At 33.7% G+C, this 20,637-nt stretch carries 15 protein-coding genes and 1 tRNA gene; 10 read left to right on the top strand and 6 right to left on the bottom strand.

What is annotated here, in order from left to right; translation table 11 throughout:
• Window positions 1-16 precede the first annotated feature (16 nt).
• The 4 genes from E0F76_RS00535 to E0F76_RS00520 all read left to right on the top strand — a co-directional run bounded on the left by E0F76_RS00535 (window position 17) and on the right by E0F76_RS00520 (window position 7,582).
• On the top strand, window positions 17-1,633 hold the full coding sequence (locus E0F76_RS00535; protein WP_132000387.1) for a RagB/SusD family nutrient uptake outer membrane protein: 1,617 nt from the start codon (window positions 17-19) through the stop codon (window positions 1,631-1,633).
• A gap of 35 nt (window positions 1,634-1,668) precedes the next feature.
• Entirely contained in the window at window positions 1,669-2,739 is a 1,071-nt protein-coding gene (locus E0F76_RS00530; protein WP_132000386.1) for a SusE domain-containing protein, read from the top strand.
• Window positions 2,740-2,896: 157 nt separating this feature from the next.
• On the top strand, window positions 2,897-5,815 hold the full coding sequence (locus E0F76_RS00525) for an alpha-amylase family glycosyl hydrolase (RefSeq protein ID WP_132000385.1): 2,919 nt from the start codon (window positions 2,897-2,899) through the stop codon (window positions 5,813-5,815).
• A gap of 231 nt (window positions 5,816-6,046) precedes the next feature.
• Entirely contained in the window at window positions 6,047-7,582 is a 1,536-nt protein-coding gene (locus E0F76_RS00520) for a T9SS type A sorting domain-containing protein (RefSeq protein WP_132000384.1), read from the top strand.
• Window positions 7,583-7,724: 142 nt separating this feature from the next.
• Here E0F76_RS00520 and acs read toward each other — a convergent pair whose 3' ends face one another.
• The 3 genes from acs to E0F76_RS00505 form a co-directional block, all read right to left on the bottom strand.
• On the bottom strand, window positions 7,725-9,632 hold the full coding sequence (gene acs / locus E0F76_RS00515) for an acetate--CoA ligase (protein ID WP_132000383.1): 1,908 nt from the start codon (window positions 9,630-9,632) through the stop codon (window positions 7,725-7,727).
• A gap of 107 nt (window positions 9,633-9,739) precedes the next feature.
• Window positions 9,740-10,300, bottom strand: a complete 561-nt coding sequence (locus E0F76_RS00510) for an acetate uptake transporter (RefSeq protein ID WP_132000382.1) — start codon at window positions 10,298-10,300, stop codon at window positions 9,740-9,742.
• 223 nt (window positions 10,301-10,523) lie between these two features.
• A tRNA-Phe gene (locus E0F76_RS00505) sits at window positions 10,524-10,596 on the bottom strand.
• A 99-nt stretch (window positions 10,597-10,695) separates the two neighbouring features.
• Between E0F76_RS00505 and E0F76_RS00500 the strand changes: the two genes are divergently transcribed.
• The 6 genes from E0F76_RS00500 (at window position 10,696) to E0F76_RS00475 (ending at window position 16,939) form a co-directional block, all read left to right on the top strand.
• The gene (locus E0F76_RS00500; RefSeq protein WP_132000381.1) at window positions 10,696-11,430 is read left to right on the top strand and encodes a type III pantothenate kinase; all 735 of its coding nucleotides are present in this window, start codon (window positions 10,696-10,698) and stop codon (window positions 11,428-11,430) included.
• Window positions 11,423-12,661, top strand: a complete 1,239-nt coding sequence (locus E0F76_RS00495) for a hypothetical protein (RefSeq protein ID WP_132000380.1) — start codon at window positions 11,423-11,425, stop codon at window positions 12,659-12,661. The genes E0F76_RS00500 and E0F76_RS00495 overlap by 8 nt, the downstream gene beginning before the upstream one ends.
• A 51-nt stretch (window positions 12,662-12,712) precedes the next feature.
• The gene (gene lptC, locus E0F76_RS00490; protein WP_132000379.1) at window positions 12,713-13,261 is read left to right on the top strand and encodes an LPS export ABC transporter periplasmic protein LptC; all 549 of its coding nucleotides are present in this window, start codon (window positions 12,713-12,715) and stop codon (window positions 13,259-13,261) included.
• A gap of 12 nt (window positions 13,262-13,273) precedes the next feature.
• Window positions 13,274-13,468: a hypothetical protein gene (locus tag E0F76_RS00485; protein WP_132000378.1), complete on the top strand. Its 195-nt coding sequence runs from the start codon at window positions 13,274-13,276 to the stop codon at window positions 13,466-13,468.
• Between the two features lie 3 nt (window positions 13,469-13,471).
• Window positions 13,472-14,731, top strand: a complete 1,260-nt coding sequence (locus E0F76_RS00480; protein WP_132000377.1) for a hemolysin family protein — start codon at window positions 13,472-13,474, stop codon at window positions 14,729-14,731.
• A gap of 108 nt (window positions 14,732-14,839) precedes the next feature.
• The gene (locus E0F76_RS00475) at window positions 14,840-16,939 is read left to right on the top strand and encodes a peptidylprolyl isomerase (protein ID WP_132000376.1); all 2,100 of its coding nucleotides are present in this window, start codon (window positions 14,840-14,842) and stop codon (window positions 16,937-16,939) included.
• A gap of 50 nt (window positions 16,940-16,989) precedes the next feature.
• On the opposite strand, the gene E0F76_RS00470 is transcribed toward E0F76_RS00475, so the two are convergent.
• From E0F76_RS00470 to E0F76_RS00460, 3 genes are all read right to left on the bottom strand, one after another.
• On the bottom strand, window positions 16,990-17,907 hold the full coding sequence (locus tag E0F76_RS00470) for a GYDIA family GHMP kinase (RefSeq protein ID WP_132000375.1): 918 nt from the start codon (window positions 17,905-17,907) through the stop codon (window positions 16,990-16,992).
• 137 nt (window positions 17,908-18,044) lie between these two features.
• Complete coding sequence (locus E0F76_RS00465) at window positions 18,045-19,367, bottom strand: hydroxymethylglutaryl-CoA reductase, degradative (RefSeq protein WP_132000374.1); 1,323 nt, start codon at window positions 19,365-19,367, stop codon at window positions 18,045-18,047.
• A 98-nt stretch (window positions 19,368-19,465) separates the two neighbouring features.
• Entirely contained in the window at window positions 19,466-20,572 is a 1,107-nt protein-coding gene (locus tag E0F76_RS00460) for a pectinesterase family protein (RefSeq protein ID WP_132000373.1), read from the bottom strand.
• Between the last annotated feature and the right edge of the window lie 65 nt (window positions 20,573-20,637).

Genomic DNA, 20,637 nt, shown 5'->3' with positions numbered 1-20,637 from the left:
TAAAAAATAAATTAAAATGAAAAAATTACTAATAATAAAGAATTTAAAATGGGTATTTATTTTATCCATCTTGTTTTCATTAAGTTCTTGCTTAGATGATCTAAATATTGCACCAAAAGATGATGATCAGGCATTAAGTGAAAGTTTTTTTGCAACTAATCCAAATTCTTACAAGCAGTTTTTGGCTAAAATCTATGCAGGTTTTGTGGTAACGGGTCAAGAAGGCCCTGCAGGTCAGTCTGATTTAGGTTCATCTGTAGATGAAGGGTTTTCACAATATCTTAGAGGATATTGGCAATGTCAGGAATTGACTACCGACGAAGCGATGATTGCTTGGGGTGAAAGTGATAATAAAACGATCAAAGACTTGAATTTTAATACCTGGGATAAAGACAATGTTTTTACAGAAGCTTTTTTTGCTAGAGTGTTTTTCCAAGTTGGATTATGTAATGAATTTTTAAGAGAAACTACTCCAGAGAAATTAACAAGTAGAGGAGTAAGCGATGATTTAAAAACTCAAATCACTAAATTCAGAGCTGAAGTTCGTTTTTTAAGAGCTTTAACTTATTTTCATGGAATTGATATTTTTGGGAATTTACCTTTTATGACTGATGCCGATCCTTTAGGAATTAAACCACCAATGCAAACCCGAGAATTTATTTTTAATTATCTAATAACAGAATTAGATGCTATTGATGCAGACTTAGTTGCACCAAAAGCAAATGAATACGGTAGAGCAGATAAAGCCGCCGCTTGGATGTTAAAGGCAAAATTATTAATTAATTCAAAAGTATATACTACGAAAGATCGTAATGCGGATGCTTTAGTTGCTCTAAACAAGGTGCTTACTTCAGGATATATAATTATTGCCGACAGAAATAAATTATTTCAAGCAGATAACAATACAAATGGAGCACAAAACGAAATCATTTTTCCATTAGTTTCTGATGGAATTAAATCCCAAACTTGGGGAGGTATGACCTATTTAGTACATGGATCTTGTGATAATGCTGTTGGTTTATTACTAGGTGTAGATTCAGGTTGGAAAGGGTACAGAATTCGTAAAGAATTTGCTGAAACAGTGGGTACAAGTGATGCTCGAGTAACGTATGTACAAGGAAATACAGATCCTGCCTCGATTACAAATCCAACTGTTGATACCAATCAAGACGCATTTGTACAAGGTAAAAAACTCACAAAATTCACTAACGTAAGATCAGATGGGGCCAAAGCGACTTCAGCAACTTTTCCGGATACTGATTTTCCTATGTTTAGAATGGGAGATGCTTACCTAATGTATGCTGAATTAGCAGCCAATGGAGTAGGAGATAAATCAATCGCTAAAGATTATATAAATAATTTAAGAAAAAGAGCTAACATTAATGCGCCTACAATTACTGCTAGCGAAGTGACGCCAGATTTAGTGCTAAACGAAAGAGCTAAAGAATTATATTGGGAAGGTTACAGACGTCAGGATTTGATCCGATTTGGTAAATACTTAAGCGGTTATAATTGGGAATGGAAAGGTGGAGTAAAAGCAGGTGGTACTTTGCCTGATTTTAGACTCTTGTTTGCAATTCCAGCTAATGAGTTACGCTCAAATTCTAATTTATCACAAAACCCAGGGTTTTAAATTTCTAGGGTATTTAAATTAAATAAATATATACAATGAAAAACATTTTAAAGATAACGACTTTTGCATTTTTGCTTATATCATTTGCTTCATGCACAGATGTCATAGATCCAATGGTCGCTCCAATAGGACTGGCGCTTAAAGTACCAGCTCCAAATGGTCCATTTGTTTTATCGCCATTAGATGGGGATAATCTTGTAACTACATTAACTTGGGATGCTGCTGATAGTGGAGTTGCTACTGCTTCACCAAAGTACACTGTTGAAATAGCCAAAGCAGGTACTAATTTTGCAAAATCTATAGTTGCCAGTACAACTTCAACAGATTTGAAAGCAGTATGGCAAGAAAGTTTTATCAATGCTTTGTTATTAGACAATGGTTTTATACCAGACACAGCAGTTGATTTAGATATAAGAGTGAAATCAGTTTTGGGCGAAAGTGCCAATCCTTTTGTCCAATATTCAAATACAGTTACTCTCAAAGTAACTCCATTTGCTCAAGTAACATTTGCTTTTACTAAAAATACTGATAATCCTGCAAACGCTCCTAAAATGATATCATCAGGATTATATACCTCTGATAGTGAGGGGTATGCTTGGTTAGAAGCGGGGGCTTATAAGTTTTACACCTCAGTAGGTGGTGTGTATCAATCAACGAATCCGTATTATGGTGATAATGGTAGTGGAGCATTAGTGTTAAATGGTGCTGCTATTAATGTGGCAACTGCTGGATTTTATATGTTGAAAGCAAACATTGGAACAACGCCTAAAACATATTCAATCACTTCTAGTGAATGGGGTGTTTATGGTCTTGCAACTCCATTCCCAACAGCGCTTAACAAAAAAATGACCTATAATGCAACAACAAAAAAGTGGGAATTAACAATAACTCTTAGTGGCGGTAAACCATTTAGATTTAGAAACACGGCGACTACTCTAATTTTGGGTGGATACGATGAAACTGTAGTTGGAGCTAATTATGCGGGGAAAACCATGACTTATAATGGTAAAGATATTTATTTAGCAGGGACAACTCCAGCGTCTTATAAAATAGCCCTTGATTTAAACACACCAAGAGCCTATACATATACAATAACCAAACAATAATCAAAAATCTTTCAAAAAAGGGCTGTTTTTATATAGACAGCCCTTTTGTCATTATTAATTTTGACTCTGAAAAAAGCAGAGCTAGAGGAATAAAGATTGTTTTAATTACTAATATGTGATGACAGAGAGAGTCACATTTAAATTAAATAGCACAGCTATGAAAAAAATTATTTATTTAATATTACTGATTACTTTTACGGGTTTTGCTCAACAAGTAACCATTTCACCAGCAACTTTCAATGTTACCGATCCAATTACTATTACCGTTTCCTTTGCAAGCTCAACCTGCAATACAATGGGAGCGAATCCCGTAAAAGTATATATGCATTCTGGTATTGGTACCGATGCTAATCCATGGGGTTATAGTGTAATTGGAAACTGGGGTACAGATGATGGAATTGGTTTGATGACCAATAATGGCAATGGTACTTGGAGTAAAACAATAACACCAAGTGTTTATTTTGGAATAACTGCTGGACAACAAACTAGTGCAACAAAAATGGGTATGGTTTTTAGAAATCCTGCAGGTACACAAACTTTAAAATTGGCGCCTAGTTGTGGCGATTTTTTTATTAATGTAGGATATTTTCAGGCCAATTTGGTTTCGCCAGTTCAAAATAGTACTACTATTTTGTCTTCTGGAGGAAGTGTAAGTGTTTCTGCGACGAATACTAACGGAAATGCCAATTACAATTTATTTGCAAACGGTTTAAGTGTAAATACATTTTCAGGTACCTCTTATTCTTTTACACATTCAAATATTGTGGAGAATAAAAACTATGATTTACAAATTACGCAAGGGACAACAACTATTTCGAAAAAATTCTCAGTAATTGTAAATCCTGGAACTGTTTCTGAGACATTGCCTGCTGGCTTAGTCGAAGGAATAAATTATAATTCAGCTGATGCATCCAAAGCTACATTAGTAATCGATGCACCAGGAAAAGATTTTATTTATGTTGCAGGAAGTTTTAACAATTGGCAGCCTGGAGCAAATTATTCTATGAAAAAAGATGCTACTGTAGGATCAACCAAATTTTGGCTAGAACTTAATGGATTGCTTTCAGGAACAAATTATACATATCAATATTGGGTTATTGATGAAACGCCTATCTCAGGCTCGCCTATCTTAGTAAAAACTGCAGATCCTTATTCTACCTTAGTTTTAAATAAAGAGGAAGATCCCTATATTCCTGCAGGAAATTATCCTAATCTTCCAGCCTATCCTGCTGGACAAGATAGAGAAGTGACGGTTCTACAAACCGGTCAAACGCCTTATGCTTGGAGTGCTGCAACTACAAATTTTGTAAAACCAGAAAAAGACAAACTGGTTGTTTATGAACTTTTGGTTAGAGATTTTGATGCCAACAGAAGTTATCAAAACTTGATTGATAGAATAGATTATTTCAAAAACCTGAAAATAAACGCCATCGAATTATTGCCAGTAATGGAATTTGAAGGAAATGAAAGTTGGGGATATAACACTTCTTTTCACATGGCTTTAGACAAAGCTTATGGAACAAGTGCTAAACTGAAAGAGTTTATCGATTTATGTCATCAAAACGGAATTGCAATAATTCTGGATGTAGCATTGAATCATGCTTTTGGAAGAAATCCTATGGACAGAATGTGGATGAATGATCCTGACGGCGATGGATTGGGAGGCCCAGCAGCTGATAATCCTTATTTTAATATAGTTGCCATGCATAGCTATAATGTTGGAAATGATTTTAATCACCAACAAACTAGAACTAAAACCTATGTAAAACGCGTTGTAAAACAATGGATAGAAGAGTACAAAATAGACGGTTTTCGTTGGGATTTAACTAAAGGATTTACCCAAAATTGTCCCTCAACAGTTTCTGGAGGACAGGATAATTGTACGAATACCAAACAGCAAGACAGAATAGATGTGCTAAAAGAATATGTAGATTATTCTTGGAGTTTAGATCCAACACATTATGCAATATTTGAGCATTTAGGAAATGACAACGAAGAACAAGAATGGGCAAATTATAGAATAGCAGAAACACCAAGCAAAGGGATTATGATGTGGGGCAAATTGACCAACGAATACAATCAGCTGTCAATGGGTTGGAATTCCTCCAATAACTTTGAAAGAATGGGGTATGACGCTCATGGTTTTTCTGGAAAAAGAGTAATAGGATTTGCCGAAAGTCATGATGAAGAAAACTTAATGTATAAGAATGTAACCTTTGGTCAAAGTTATAATCCAGCTCATGATGTTAAAAATTTAAATACAGCATTGTCAAGAATGTCAGCTATTGGTGCAGTATCACTTTTAGTTCCAGGGCCAAAAATGATATGGCAATTTGGCGCATTGGGTTGGGAAAAATCGATTTGGACTTGTAGTAATGGTACGGTGAATTCTGATTATGATACCATTAATGGAGATTGTAAATTGGCTACAAAACCACAGCCTCAATGGGTAAACAATTGGTTAGGTGATCCAAATAGAAATAAAATTTATTTTGATTGGGCAAAAATGATTTCACTTAAAACTACCGAACCCGTTTTTAATCCGACTATTACGGCTAATAGTGGTTTTGATATTCAATCTGGGAATACAGCTACACCAAGATTGTTTCTTTGGGATAATACCATGACCTCTACGCAATTACGAAATGTAGTGGTACTAGCTAATTTTGACGTTTACTCACAAAATGTCACTCCAGATTTTCCATATACAGGAACATGGTACAACTTGATGGATAATTCTACGTTAGATGTAACAAGCACAACTGCAACAATTGCTATTGAAGCGGGCGGATTTAGAATATATGGGAATAAACCATCCACATTAGGCACTGACAAATTCGAAGTGAATGGAGAAATTTATTTATATCCAAACCCAGCTTCCAATTATTTTACGCTGAATACAACTGCTTCAAAAGTAGAAATTTATACCATTACTGGAAAATTAGTAAAAAGTTTCAATGCATATCAGGTTAAGGGAAATCAATTTCCTATCAATGATTTAAATAGTGGAATGTATATTGTAAAAGTACTTAATGAGAAAAATAAGCAAAAAGTGATGAAACTTTTAAAACAATAAATTAAAATTGATTAAAATATGAGGCTGTCCGAAAAGACAGCCTTTTTTATGGAATAAAGTTCAGCTTCATTTTTTATTTAATTACTGTAGGAGTAGGTATCTCAATATACTATAAAATTGCAATGTTATCAACACGAAAACGTGATAGTAGGTTTTTTATTTATAGCATTCGTTATTTATACGCCTGTTTTTTATACATTTATATGATAATAATCTAAAAATTATATAATTATGAAAACAAAATTATTTTCTTTATTTGTTGCTGTGTTATTATTTAGTCACAGCGGTAAAGCACAAGCCAATGCCAAGACAGCAGCATTTCCAGTGATTACCCTTATTGGTTCTGGAAATGGTGGATGGACTGACACTGCAGAGACAGAATTATTGACCTCTGATGGTATTACATATTCACTCGTAGATAAAGTTCTTACTGACGGGGAATTAAAATTTCGTGAAGGAAAATGTTGGACAACAGGTTGTGCAGGAACAGTAGGTAATGTTTATGGTTGGGGACCAACAGACAGTCAATTTGCAGTAGATAAAGGTTGGCCATCAGGTACTAATGCTGCTCCAGTAGATGGAGGTAAAAATATATTTAGTAAAGCTGGGGTTTGGACAATTACTTTCAATAGAGTTCAAGGTTCATGGTCATTCGTTCCTGGAACACCGCTTCCAGTTATCAAAATTGTAGGTACAGCAGTAACAGCTTCAGGTGGTGCTACTATGACAACTGCAAATGGAACTGTATTTACGGCTAACAAAGTAACACTTGTACCTGGAAATTGTCAATTTAGTATAGATGGTACTAGATATGGATCAACGAGTTTTCCAAATGGTTCTGCAACAAGCACAACTGGCATGATTCCAGTAACAACAACAGGAATTGATTATGATGTAACTTTTGATTATACAACTGCTGCATATACTTTTAAGGTGGCCACTTTTCCTAAAATAGCTATTATTGGTGGGGGAGCTGGTGGATGGCCGGCAGGAACTCCAGGAGAAATAGATCCAAATGCTATGACTACTACAGACGGTGAAAATTATACAATAAACCATATTCCTTTTACTACAGATGGAATAAAATTCCGTCAAGACAATTCTTGGGATAAAAACTGGGGTGGGGACACTTGGCCTTCTGGTACATCAACTGGTGGTAATATTCCTGCAGTTGCAGGAAACTATAATGGTACTTTCAAAAGATCAACTGGAGCTTATTCTTTTACTCTAAACACTGTAGCAATAGTTGGATCTGGAGTTGGTGGATGGCCAACTGACCCTCAAGTAGATGCTAATAAACTATCTACTGTAAATGGTGTAAACTATACTTTAAATGGACTAGTTGTTACAACAGGTGAAGCAAAATTCCGTGAAAATAATGGTTGGGCTGTAAATTCAGGTGGTGATTTATTTCCTGCAGGAACAAAAACAGGTAATAATATCCCAACTACTGCTGGAACTTATAATTTGAAGTATAATATGTTAACTGGAGCTTATGATTTTGGAACTGCTTTAGCTGTTAAAAACTTTAACGCAGGTAGTTTCAAAGCATATCCTAATCCGACAAAAAATAGTTGGAATATTACTTCAGGAAATGATGATATTACATCAGTGCAAGTATTTAATGTGCTAGGAAAGGCAGTTTACACTAAAAATAGTGCTTCAAAAGAAGTTATTGTTAATGCTGCTGCTCTTTCTAAAGGGGTTTATTTTGCAAAAGTTTCTACTGTAAATGGATCTTCTACTGTTAAGTTAGTAAAAGAATAAAAGCATAGATTATTTATTATTAATCCCTTACTGTTATTGCTACAGTAAGGGATTCTTTTATTATTATGAATACTTTTTAGGGTTCTACAAAAAAGAATAGCTGCCTTTTCGGGCAGCTATTCTTTTTAAATTCAATTGTTTTTTACAATCTTCCTTCTTTTATTTCATCCACAATTTCTGGGTTTAATAGGGTGGAAGTATCTCCAAAATTAGAGTAATCACCTTCTGCTATTTTGCGAAGTATGCGACGCATAATTTTTCCAGAACGTGTTTTTGGCAATCCAGAAACAAACTGAATTTTATCTAGCTTGGCAATTGGCCCAATGTGATCTGAAATATGTTGGTTGATTTCTTTTGCTAAGTTGGTTCTGTCGCGGTATTCTCCAGATTCTTTCAGGATTACAAAACCATATAAAGCTTTTCCTTTTACATCATGCGGGAAGCCAACGATAGCACTCTCTGCAACTGCTGGGTGTTCGTTTATGGCATCTTCTATAGGTGCGGTTCCAAGGTTATGACCCGAAACAATAACTACATCATCAACACGACCAGTGATTCTGTAATAACCTACTTCGTCACGTAAAGCACCATCTCCAGTAAAATATTTCCCTGGGAAAGCTGTGAAATAAGTTTCTTTGTATCTTTGATGATCACCCCATATGGTTCTGGCAATTCCTGGCCAAGGGAACTTTATACATAAACTACCTTCAATTTGATTCCCCTCTATTTCATTGCGTTTTTCATTCATTAAGATAGGCTGAATTCCTGGTAATGGCAATGAGGCATAAGTTGGTTTTGTTGGTGTAATAAAAGCCAATGCTGAAATTAAAATCCCTCCAGTTTCAGTTTGCCACCAAGTATCTACTAATGGACATCTTTTTCCTCCAACATGGTCATTGTACCAGTGCCATGCTTCTTCATTTATAGGTTCTCCAACGGAACCTATAACTTTTAGTGATTTTAAAGGGAATTTAAGTACGTATTCTAGTTTTTCTTTTGCCAATGCTCTAACGGCTGTTGGTGCAGTGTAAAACTGAGTTACTTTATGTTTTTCAATGATTTCCCAAAAACGACTAAAATCAGGATAGGAAGGAATTCCTTCGAACATTACTGTCGTGGCACCATTCAATAAAGGGCCATATAAGATATACGAATGTCCAGTTATCCAACCGATATCAGCAGTACACCAGAAAACATCATTTTCTTCATAACTGAAGACATTTTTGAAAGTATATGCAGTGTAAACCATGTAGCCAGCAGTTGTATGTACCATGCCTTTGGGTTTTCCAGTAGAGCCAGAAGTATAGAGTATGAATAATGGGTCTTCGGCATCCATAATTTCGGCAACACTATTATCTGATGCTTCATCAACTAGTGGTTGTAACCATTGGTCACGTCCTTCTTTCATGTTGATTTCGGCATTTGTTCTTTTTGCTACCAAAACTTTTTCAACACTAGGACAATTTGTCAATGCCTCATCGATGATTCCCTTTAAGTCGATTGTTTTTTCGCCTCTGTAACCACCGTCAGATGTGATAACCATTTTGCAGGCACTATCATTAATTCTAGCTTCAACTGCTGATGCTGAGAATCCTGCAAATACGACAGAGTGAATCGCTCCAATTCTGGCGCATGCCAAAACTGAAATTGCTAATTCTGGAATCATTGGCAAATAAATGCAAACTCGATCTCCTTTTTTTATTCCTTGCTCACGAAGTACATTTGACATTTTAGAAACACTGATATATAAATCATTATAGCTAATGTGTTGTGCTTCTTCATTTGGATTATTTGGTTCAAAAATAATAGCGGTTTTATCCCCTTTTCTAGCAAGATGTCTGTCGATACAATTTTTTACGATATTTACCTTAGCATCTACAAACCATTTTATTTTTGCTTCGGACATGTCAAATTCCATTACTTTTTCACACTCTTGATACCAAGTAAAGTTCTCAGAAGCTATTTTGCTCCAAAATTTTCTAGGTTCTCGAATGGATTTGTTATAATGTTTAAAATATTGTTCTAGATTTTCAATTTTATAGTAACTCATAATGTTTTTTTTCTGTTTTTAAAAGTCTTAAGCTTAAAGTAATAATGATTTGTTTATTTTATATACTTTGGAATTGGATATAAAGTAAATAATTGGAACATTTGTTTTTAAAGAGGCAACAATTCTTTTCCGAATTTTTCATTTATGATAATTGCAGCGGCTTCATAAAAAGCGAAAAAACCGCATAAAATTCCTTCATATCCTGCAAAGGTATGAATTGCTGCATTTCCAGTAAAACTTGCAATGGATAATAATGCAAATAATACAACTAATGAACCAAAAATAAGTTTTCCAATGGTGTTCCCTTTAAGGGTTCCAATGAATAAAGCAAAAGTAAATAAACCCCATAAACCCAAATAGAAACCCATTGATGCGCCGTCAGGTTTGGTTACTCCCATTATTGGAAGAGTCCATAAAGCTACTAGAGATATCCAAAAGAAACCGTAAGAAGTAAAGGCAGTCATTGCAAAAAGATTTCCTTTTTTCCATTCCATAATTCCAGCTATAACTTGTTGCATGCCTCCAAAAAACATTCCCATTCCCATAATCATTGCATTGAGTTCGAAGAATCCCGCGTTGTGAATATTTAATAAAATAGTAGTCATCCCGAAGCCAAAAAGGCCTAATGTTGCTGGATTTGCAGTAGTGTCTTTAATGATTTGTTCCATAAGTTAAATAAATATAATTGGTTTTTTTTGTTTTAATAGATTGGTATTATGGTCAATTAAATTCATAAAACTATTTTATTTGAATATAATTGTTTTCACAAATATATCAAAACTGTTCCATTTTCCGAATAAATTTTTGAATGATATTATAGAATGCCTAGAAATTTGTAATAAGTATAAAATTAAAACAAAAAACCCGAATATTTCTATTCGGGTTTTTTTGTGGTACCTCCAGGGATCGAACCAGGGACACATGGATTTTCAGTCCATTGCTCTACCATCTGAGCTAAGGTACCGTTCTTATTGCGGGTGCAAATATAGGATGATTTTTAATTTATCCAAAACATTTTTTAAAAAAAATCTATTCGTAACTTCGCATCATTAAAAAATACAATATGATTTTAACATTAGACATTGGTAATACAAGAATTAAAGCCGCTGTATTTGAGGGAAGTATCATTTTAGATTCCTTTGTTTTTATAAAAAGTGAGCTTGAAAAAAATATTAAAAATATTTTAAAAAAATATAAAAAGATAAGTAATTTAGTCATTTCATCTGTGTCTGAAATCGAAAAATCGATATTTATTGGCTTTGAAGATGTCGTAAATATCCATTTTGTGTCAAATATAGATCCATTTCCATTTTCTAATTGCTATGAAACGCCCTTAACTTTAGGAATTGATCGACTGGTACTCGCAACTGGAGCAACTCTAAAGTTTCCAAATCAAAATCGGTTGGTTATTGATGCTGGAACCTGTGTTACTTATGATTTTATAAATGATCAAAATAAGTATCTTGGAGGGTCAATTTCGCCGGGATTGAAGTTGAGGTATCAAGCTTTATATGAGTACACATCAAAACTTCCATTGTTGTCATTAGAAAATCCTGAAAATTTTATTGGAAATTCGACTTCCAATTCGATTCATTCAGGTATTGTAAATGGATTAGTATATGAAATTGATGGTTTCATAGATGAATATAAAGCGAATTTTTCAAACTTTATAATAATTTTAACGGGTGGAGACTCTGAATTTTTGGCCAAACGATTAAAAAATACCATATTTGCCAATTCAAATTTCCTGCTAGAAAGTTTGAACCAAACTTTTCAATATAAAATCAACAATGATTAGAAAATTTATAATTGGTGCTTGTTTGTTTTTGTCTGTTGTTTCCTTTGCACAAGACGGCACATCATCGCCATATTCTTTTTACGGAATCGGAGAAGCGAAATTTAATGGAACGCTAGAAAGTCGTTCAATGGGTGGAATATCTATATCAAAAGATAGTACACATGTTAATTTATTAAATCCTGCCGGCCTTGCAGATTTAAAATGGACTAATTTTACTATTGGAGGCAGTAGTAACCATGCTACACTAAAATCGAATGATGCATCTGCAAAAACGAATAGAACTACTTTAGATTATATAACTTTAGGAATTCCTTTAGGTAAATTTGGCGCGGCGTTTGGGTTAATGCCATTGTCATCAGTAGGATATAGAATAAATGATATAAACACCAACGGAACTCAGAATAGTCGTAGTTATAATGGCTGGGGTGGTGTAAATAAAGTTTTTTTAGGGTTTGGATATAAAGTAAATTCAAATTTTAATGTAGGAGTTAAAGCAAATTATAACTTTGGTCAAATTAAAACAAATAGTGTAGAGTTTGCTCCAAATATTCAAAATGGGACTCTTGAGTCTAATGCCGCAACGTTATCAGGTATAAATTATGACGTTGGGATGATGTATAATACTAAAATTAATGAAAAATTGACTTTTTTCAGTAGTCTTTATTATACGCCTGAAAGCAACTTAAGATCTAATAATACTAGAAATGTTTCAACAATAAACAATACTTCTCAAACTGTCGATAATCTTGACGAATCAAAAACAACAACCGATTTAAAATTGCCTCAAAAAATAGCTTTTGGAGCGGGAATTGGGGATTCAAAAAAGTGGCTTTTTGGTGCAGAAGTAGCTATTCAAGCTGTAGGTGAATTAACTAATTCGTATAATTCGAAAAGCAATGTTGAATACGGTAAAAGACAAAAATACAGTATTGGAGGGTATTATACTCCCGATTCAGGTTCGTATGTGAGTTATGGTAAAAGAATTACTTTTCGCGGAGGTTTTAAATATGAAAAAACAGGACTAATAATTAATTCAACTTCTATAAATGATGTGGGAGTGACCTTAGGTATAGGGTTGCCAATAACGGCTTCTTTGTCAAATTTCAACCTTGGGATTGAATATGGAAAAAAAGGAACTACTTCGGCTAATTTGATTCAAGAAAATTATCTCAATTTAAACTTGAGTTTTTCTCTTAACGACAAATGGTTTGTTAGAAGTAAATTCCGTTAAAACGAAAAGTTTCTAGCTGATTTTCACTCACAATTTTCTTAAGTTTCACGAATGACTTTAATAAAAAACTATACAAGCCTTTCAGTTGTTATTGCATTGACAATGATTGTAGGTTGTGAAAGTAATTTTAAAGAAGTGCAAAAAATTAATTTTTCTGAATTTGTGCCAAGTGGAGAAGCGGATAAAATTAATTTAAAATATACAGATTCAGGACGCATAACAGCTATTTTGATAAGTTCAAAAATGATTGATTATGCAACTGTTGATTTTCCTTTTACAGAATTCCCTAAAGGTGTAGATGTTACTTTGTATGACAAAAATGCAAAAAAAACATATATAAAGTCAGATTATGCTACTTCCTATAAGTTAACAAACATCATTGATTTGAAGGGAAATGTGAAAATCACTTCTCAAGATGGGCAAATACTCGAAACGGAACAATTGTATTTCGACCAAAAAAACGAATGGTTTTTTACAGAAAAAAGCTTTAAATTTACAGACCCAAAAGGAGTTTCAAATGGACAAGGAATTGATTTTAGTAAAGATTTCAAACAAATTAATTCTCAAAAAATAACAGGAGAAGTGGAGTCTTCTGATTAAATACACTTTATTATGAATTACTTAAAATACACACAATATATTTATCTTGTAGCGGCTATCTTCTTTGCCATTAGAGCAATAGAAATGTGGGATCAAGATAATGATCAGCATTTTCTTTTTCTAGGAATAGCAGTGCTTTCTGTTTTTATGTTTTTCTTCAGAAGGAAGTTTGCCAAAAAGTTCGATGATACCAGTAAAAAGTCCTAATTGATGGAAATTAGTATTATAATACTATGTCTAATACTAAGTGCATTTTTCTCGGGAATGGAAATAGCCTTTATTTCTTCAAACAAAATATATCTTGAGATAGAAAAAAAACAAGACAATTTTATCTCTAATGTTCTTACTAAACTAACTGAAAAACCTTCGAAATTTATTGCCTCAATGCTTATTGGAAACAATATTGCTTTAGTAGTATATGGTTTTTTAATGGGCGAGTTATTATTGCATTGGATTGAGGTTATAGGATTTCATTTTTCAGAATTTTTGAATCTAATAATCCAAACGCTATTATCTACCATAATTGTATTAATCACAGCAGAGTTCCTGCCTAAGGTATTTTTTCAAATATATGCCAATACTTTGATAAAGGTTTTTGCGCTTCCAGCTTATGGTTTTTATTTGTTATTTTATTTTATTTCCACTTTTTTTATCTGGGTATCTGATTTTGTTTTAAAACGTTTTTTTAAAACTGAAGGCGATCTAGTGCCTTTGTATTTTAGTAAAGCGGAGTTAGGTAATTATATTACAGAGCAAATGAGTACTGTTGAAGATCATGAAGAAATGGATTCTGAGATTCAAATATTCCAAAATGCACTGGACTTTTCGAGAGTCAAAGCGCGTGATATTATGAGTCCAAGAACGGAGATCGTTGCCATTGATTTGTTTGAATCAGTAACAGCATTGAAGAAATTATTTATTGAAACAGGATATTCAAAAATTGTAGTATATCAAAACTCACTTGATGACATCATCGGTTATGTACATTCATTTGATATGTTCAAAAAACCAAAATCCATTAAATCCATTGTAATTCGAGTAGAGTTTGTGCCTGAAACAATATATATTAAGGATGCAATGAGTTTACTTACCAAAAAACGAAAAAGTGTAGCTGTAGTTCTAGATGAATATGGGGGGACTTCAGGAATAATTACTATCGAAGATATCGTAGAAGAACTTTTTGGCGAAATTGAAGATGAACACGATTCTGATGAAGAATTAACAGAAACTGAAATTGAAGATGGAGTTTATTTATTTTCTGCTCGTCTTGATGTCGAATATTTGAATCAAACCTACAAGCTTACAATTCCAGAAAGTGATTCTTATGGAACACTTGGAGGATTCATTGTAGATTTTACAAAGGAAATACCTCAAAATGGAGATGCTATCACCATTGGAACCTATCATTTCCTCATCGAAGAAGCAACAAATAAGAAAATAGAATTAGTAAAATTGACAGTAAAAGATTGATTTTTTTTGGTAAATCAAAATTTCTTGTAAAATATAGTGTTACTAGTATAATTATTAATTAGATAATTGTATTTTCGCAAACTGAATATAAAATAAACAACAATAAAAATGGCAGTTTTAGAAAAAATTAGACAACGTTCTGCATTAATGATAGTGGTTATTGCATTCGCATTATTTGCATTTCTTGTTCCAAGTCTTTTTGACAAAGGCGCTTTTGGATCTAGTGCAAAAGATGTAGGTAGCATAAATGGGAAAGACATTTCATTTGAAGATTTTAGAGTAAAAGTTAGTAATGTTGAAAAAAGTCAACAAGGAATAACTTCTACAGCAGCAGCAAATAGAGTTTGGGATCAAGAAGTATCTGTAGCTTTATTAACTGCTGAGTTTGATAAATTGGGATTGAGAGTTGGTGCAAAACATATTATGGAAGTGTTGAAAGCAGATCCAAATATTGGAAAAAACCCTTCTTTTTTAAACGCTGCGGGTATTTTTGATGAAGCTAAATTCAAAGAATTTTTTAATTCTAATCCGGATCAAGCTCAAGTTTTAAAAGACAGAGAGAAAGATGCAGAGTTGAATGCCAAATATCAAATTTATACAAATTTGATAAAAGCAGGACTTTACACAACTGAAAGTGAAGGAAAATTGAGATACGAAATGGAAGCTAACAAAGTAAACTTTGACTATGTTGCCGGAATGTATTCGTCAATTAAGGACAGCGAAGTAAAAGTATCTGATGATGAAATTGTTTCTTTTATGAAGAAAAATGAGAAAAAATACAAAGCTGACGAAACTCGCGAGATAGAATATGTTTTAATTGAAGATAAAGCATCTCCTGAGGATGAAACTGAAGTAAAATCTAAAATCAATAGTCTTTTATCTGGAAGCGTAGTGTACAATGCGACTACTAAACAGAACGATACGTTACCGGGTTTTAGAAACGCTAAAAATATTGTAGAATTTGTAAATTCAAATTCTGATGTTCCTTATGATTCTACTTATGTAGCTAAAAAAGATTTACCTGCTGTAGATGCGGATAAATTATACAACTTGGCTCCTGGAGAAATTTATGGTCCATACAAAATGGGGAATTACTATTGTATTTCTAAATCATTTGGTAGAAAAGTGGGTGTGAATGCAAAAGCAAGTCACATTTTAATTAGCTACGAAGGAACACAAGTTCCAAACCAAAAAGAAAAAAGAACTAAAGAAGAAGCAAAAGCCAAAGCAGAATCAATTTTGGCACAAGTAAATGCAAATCCGGAAAGTTTCTTGATGTTAGCTTTTACTGCTTCTGATGATTCTTCAGCACAACAAGGCGGTGATTTAGGATTTTTTGGTCCAAACCAAATGGTAAAGCCATTCAATGATTTTGTATTTAATAATCCAATTGGAAAAGTTGGATTGGTAGAAACTCCTTTTGGATTTCATATCATTAAAATAACGGATAAGCAAGATGGAGTTCGATTAGCAACAGTAGCTCAAAAAGTAGAAGCTTCTGAATCAACATCAGACAAAGTATTTACTCAAGCTACAAAATTTGAAATGGATGCTGCAGATAAAGATTTTAACAAAGTTGCTGCTGAAATGAAATTAACAGTTGCGCCTCCTGTTACTGCTAAAGCTATGGATGAATCTTTTGGTCCATTAGGGAATCAAAGAAACATTGTAAGATGGGCTTTTGAAAGCGGAACTGATACTGGAGCTGTAAAAAGATTTGAAGTGGCAAATTTAGGTCACGTAATTGCTAAACTTAAAAAAGTAAACGCTGAGGGTTTAATGACAGTCGAAGCTGTTCGATCTTATGTTGAGCCAATTCTTAAGAACAAGAAAAAAGCAGAGTTAATCAAAGCTAAAATGTCAGGAACTTCATTAGCAGCAATTGCAAAAGCTACTGGATCTACTGTTCAACAAGCTACAGATGTTACTATGATGAATCCAACTTTAGCTGGTGGCGTCGGTCAAGAGCCTAAAGTTGTTGGTAATGCTTTTGCATTAGCAACAGGTAAACTTTCTGCCCCAATTGAAGGAAATACAGGAGTCTATGTGGTTTTAAATAAAAGCACTATAAAAGCGCCTAAATTAGCGAGTCACGCTTCTTATATAACTCAATTAACGGCACAAAGTGCTGGAGATGTTAACAGAGTTATTCCTGCCTTGAAAGATAAAGCAGAAATAAAAGACAATAGAAGTAAGTTCAATTACTAAATTGAACCTTTATACAAACAAAAAATCCCGATTTATCGGGATTTTTTGATTTACAGAATCATTTCTTTATAAGAGATTATAGTTCGATATCCTCTTTTCTCAAAATAGGCTGTTGGATTTTCTTTGGAAATTGCCAATACAAAATCACCTCCCCAAGCGCCAAGACTTTTTATAACACCATTAAAATCTGAAAATAAAGATTCTTTTATGGTTTGCATTTCTAGAATGTTGCTCATTTCGGCTTCGTGTTCATCTAATGCTGTCGCAAATTCCCGAAGCGTTTTTGCAGTTAGGACTTCATGTGTAAGCAAGTCAATTTTGGCAATGTTTTTGGATAAATTCTCATTCCTATTGTTATAATAAGCCGCAATCGCTGATTTGCTATTTTGCTTTTTATCCAAGTAAACAAAATATAAATTGTTTTTGAAATCTGGATGGAAAGTTACTTTTTCAACAACAGGTTTTCCCATATCTAGATGATAGACGATAGGGCTGTTGTTTTGCGCGCAAGCAATATCATAGCCGCTACCGCCAAAGCTATTTTTTAGCAAAACAAATGCATTGATTTGCAACCATTGTGCAATATTGTTTATTAAGGTAGATGAAGTCCCCAATCCCCAATTTTTGGGAAAAGTCAGATGTGTTATGATGTTATAACCTTCAGAGTTTTCAATAAAATCCGGATTCAATAAAGAGGCTGCATGTAGAATTTCGATTAAGGTGTTTTTTACCGATGCTTGCTTATCATTAGTATCTTTGTTTAAAATTTCAAGAAATGTAAGGTTTACATCTAGCCAAATGCTTCCATCAGAATCGTAACTTTTCCAAGTAATAGATCTGTTTGCTCCATTTTCTACAATTAGATTTTGTCCAAATTTAGTTGGGAGCGCAAATCCTTTGGCTCCGTCAAGAACTAAATATTCTCCAGTGATTAATAGTTTCCCGTTACTATAAAATTCTTTTTTCATATTTCTTTAACACGAAGGTGTTTTTTGCCGCGAAGGCCCGAAGACACTAAGTTATTCGAATAACTAAATTATTAAATTGGTGTAAATTCGTTTTGTCACCCTGAGCATATCGAAGGGCGTTTGATCTGTGGCTTATATTATTCAAGTTTCCTTAAATTCTCAATAAAATCTACAACCCCACTGTGTGAAACAATATGATGCTTGAAATGTTTTCGAATCAAATGACGTTCCTCCTCGGTAGCTTCAAATTGATTCAGGATGTTGTTCAAATGCATTTTCATGTGTCCGTCCTGAATTCCAGTTGTAGTTAAAGAACGCAAAGCTGCAAAATTTTGCGCCAAACCAGCAACAGCAACAAATTGCATTAACTCTTCGGCAGATGGGTTTTGTAAAATTTCTAATGATAATTTAACTAAGGGATGCAAAGTTGTCAAACCGCCAACAGTACCTAATGCTAAGGGGATTTCTAGCCAAAAAGTAAAAATGTCATTTTCTATTTTAGCGTGAGATAAACTAGAATAAGTTCCATTTCGAGAAGCATAAGCATGAATTCCAGCTTCGACAGCACGAAAATCATTCCCAGTTGCAAGCACCACAGCATCAACTCCATTCATGATTCCTTTGTTATGTGTCACTGCTCGAAAAGGTTCTACTTCGGCAATTTGAACCGCTCGAACAAATCGCTCGGCAAATGCTTTTGGATTCGGTATGTGTTTTTCAACTAAATAATCAATCGGGCAAGAAACTTCAGCACGAACGATGCAGTTGGGAACGTAGTTAGAGAGAATACTCATCACCACTTCTATGTCTTTTTCTGATTCTGAAAATGCATCATAGAGTAAGGCTTCCTCTTTTAATGTTTTGGCAAATTGCTCCAAACAGGAATTGATGAAATTCGCTCCCATACTATCTTTGGTGTCAAAAGTAGCGTGTAATTGAAAATAGTTTGGTAATAAATTAACTTTGTTTTTAAGTTCTATATCTAGAATTCCACCCCCTCTTTTTTGCATGTTTTTAGTGATGCTTTCAGTTTGGATAAAAAAATGAGATTTGATTTTATTAAAGAATGTTTCTAATTTTAATGCGTCTCCTTCAAAAATAAAATGAACTTGACCAATTTTTTCAGTATTGATTACCATCGTTTTGAAACCGCCGCGAGTTGACCAGAATTTCGCTGCTTTTGAAGCTGCTGCCACAACCGAACTTTCCTCAATTGCCATTGGAATGGTGTGGTATTCTCCATTGATTAGAAAATTAGGGGCAATTCCTAGAGGAATATAAAAATTGCTTATCGTATTTTCGATGAATTCATCATGTAATTTTTGGACTTTTTCGTCAGTGTTCCAATAACTTTTTAGAAGTGAAATAGCTACTTGTGGATTAGAAAAATAGGTATTGGCAATCCAGTTTATTTTTTCTTCTTGGGATAATTTAGAAAATCCAGCGATGGCGTTACTCATATTTTTTAGATAACAGTTTTTGAAGTAGCAAAGATACGTTTTGAAATAATAGTAGCGTATAGGTTATTTATGAATTAAACTAGCCAATAAAATCATTGTTAAAAAGTAGCTTCAATAGTATTTTCTACTACATTTTTAGTAGGTAATATAGAATGGCAGCTATCATTTTTCAATATTGGATTCCAATCGCTTTCAAGTTTAACATCAGTTGTGGTATTGGCTGCGAATATCTTTTCTTTTGTGTATTCTAAAGCTTCAGTTTCACTAAGCTGATGTGTCCAAGACAATCTGCTTGTAGGTTTGAAGCCTGGTCCAAAACAGTTGTATTCGCCAAAATAAGTTGTTTGCCAATTATCAAATCCATTTTTGGCAGGTTCTTTTGTCCAAACCGACCAACCATCAGCCTTAATTTGCGATCCTATATAGGAATGTAAGAAGACAACATTTGCTCCAGCTCCCCATGGTCTGCCTAAAGTGGCGTTGGTGACGTTTTCTCCGGGATATTTTAGGATAACACAATCTTTAAAAACAAAGCCATATTTGCTTTTTTCAACGGTTTGTTTTGCAGCGGTAATATGAGAATCTTTTCGGTTGCGAATAAAACAATTTTCGAATAATGCGATGCCTGAACCAAAAATAAAATCGGTAGTTCCGTCAATAATGCAATCTTTTATATAAGTTCTTTTGTTGCTTTTAAGAAAAAAGCTGTCTTGAAAACCAGTTATTTTACAATTATGAAAAATTCCTCTATCACCTGTAATCATTAATGCAACTCCTTGTCCTCCTTCATTGTATTTGTCTAATCGGCTGTCTATGGTGTTCTCGAAAGTGATATTTTCTGCAAAAAAATCATCGGCTTCAATTAATGTACTACACGATTTATCCGTACCACCAGCAATTTTGGCATAGTCATCAAAAGTAAGAATGGTGTTTTTATATGATTCCCCTATTAGACTTACATTCTTTTTTTGAGCATTTAGTATAAGTTTTTCTTTATAGATACCCGCTTTGACAAAAATAATTGTTGGTTTTAAATTGTTGTCTTTTACAGCATTAAAAGCATCCTGTACTTTTGAGTAATTGCCACTGCCATCTGCAGCCACAATGATATCGGATCTGAGTTCATTGTTTTGGGCGAATAAGGAACTTATATTTGTGGCGATTAATAATAGTAAAACAATAATAGGTAATAATTTATTTTTCATTTCTGTGAATTTTTGAAGTGACAATTTATGCAAAATAGTTAAAGTATTCCGTTGTGCTATTATTG

The organism is Flavobacterium cellulosilyticum, from assembly GCF_004349355.1.
GTDB classification, from domain to species: Bacteria; Bacteroidota; Bacteroidia; order Flavobacteriales; family Flavobacteriaceae; genus Flavobacterium; species Flavobacterium cellulosilyticum.
The sequence above is the reverse complement of the archived record's forward strand: the minus strand, read 5'-3'. Positions and strand labels throughout refer to the sequence as shown.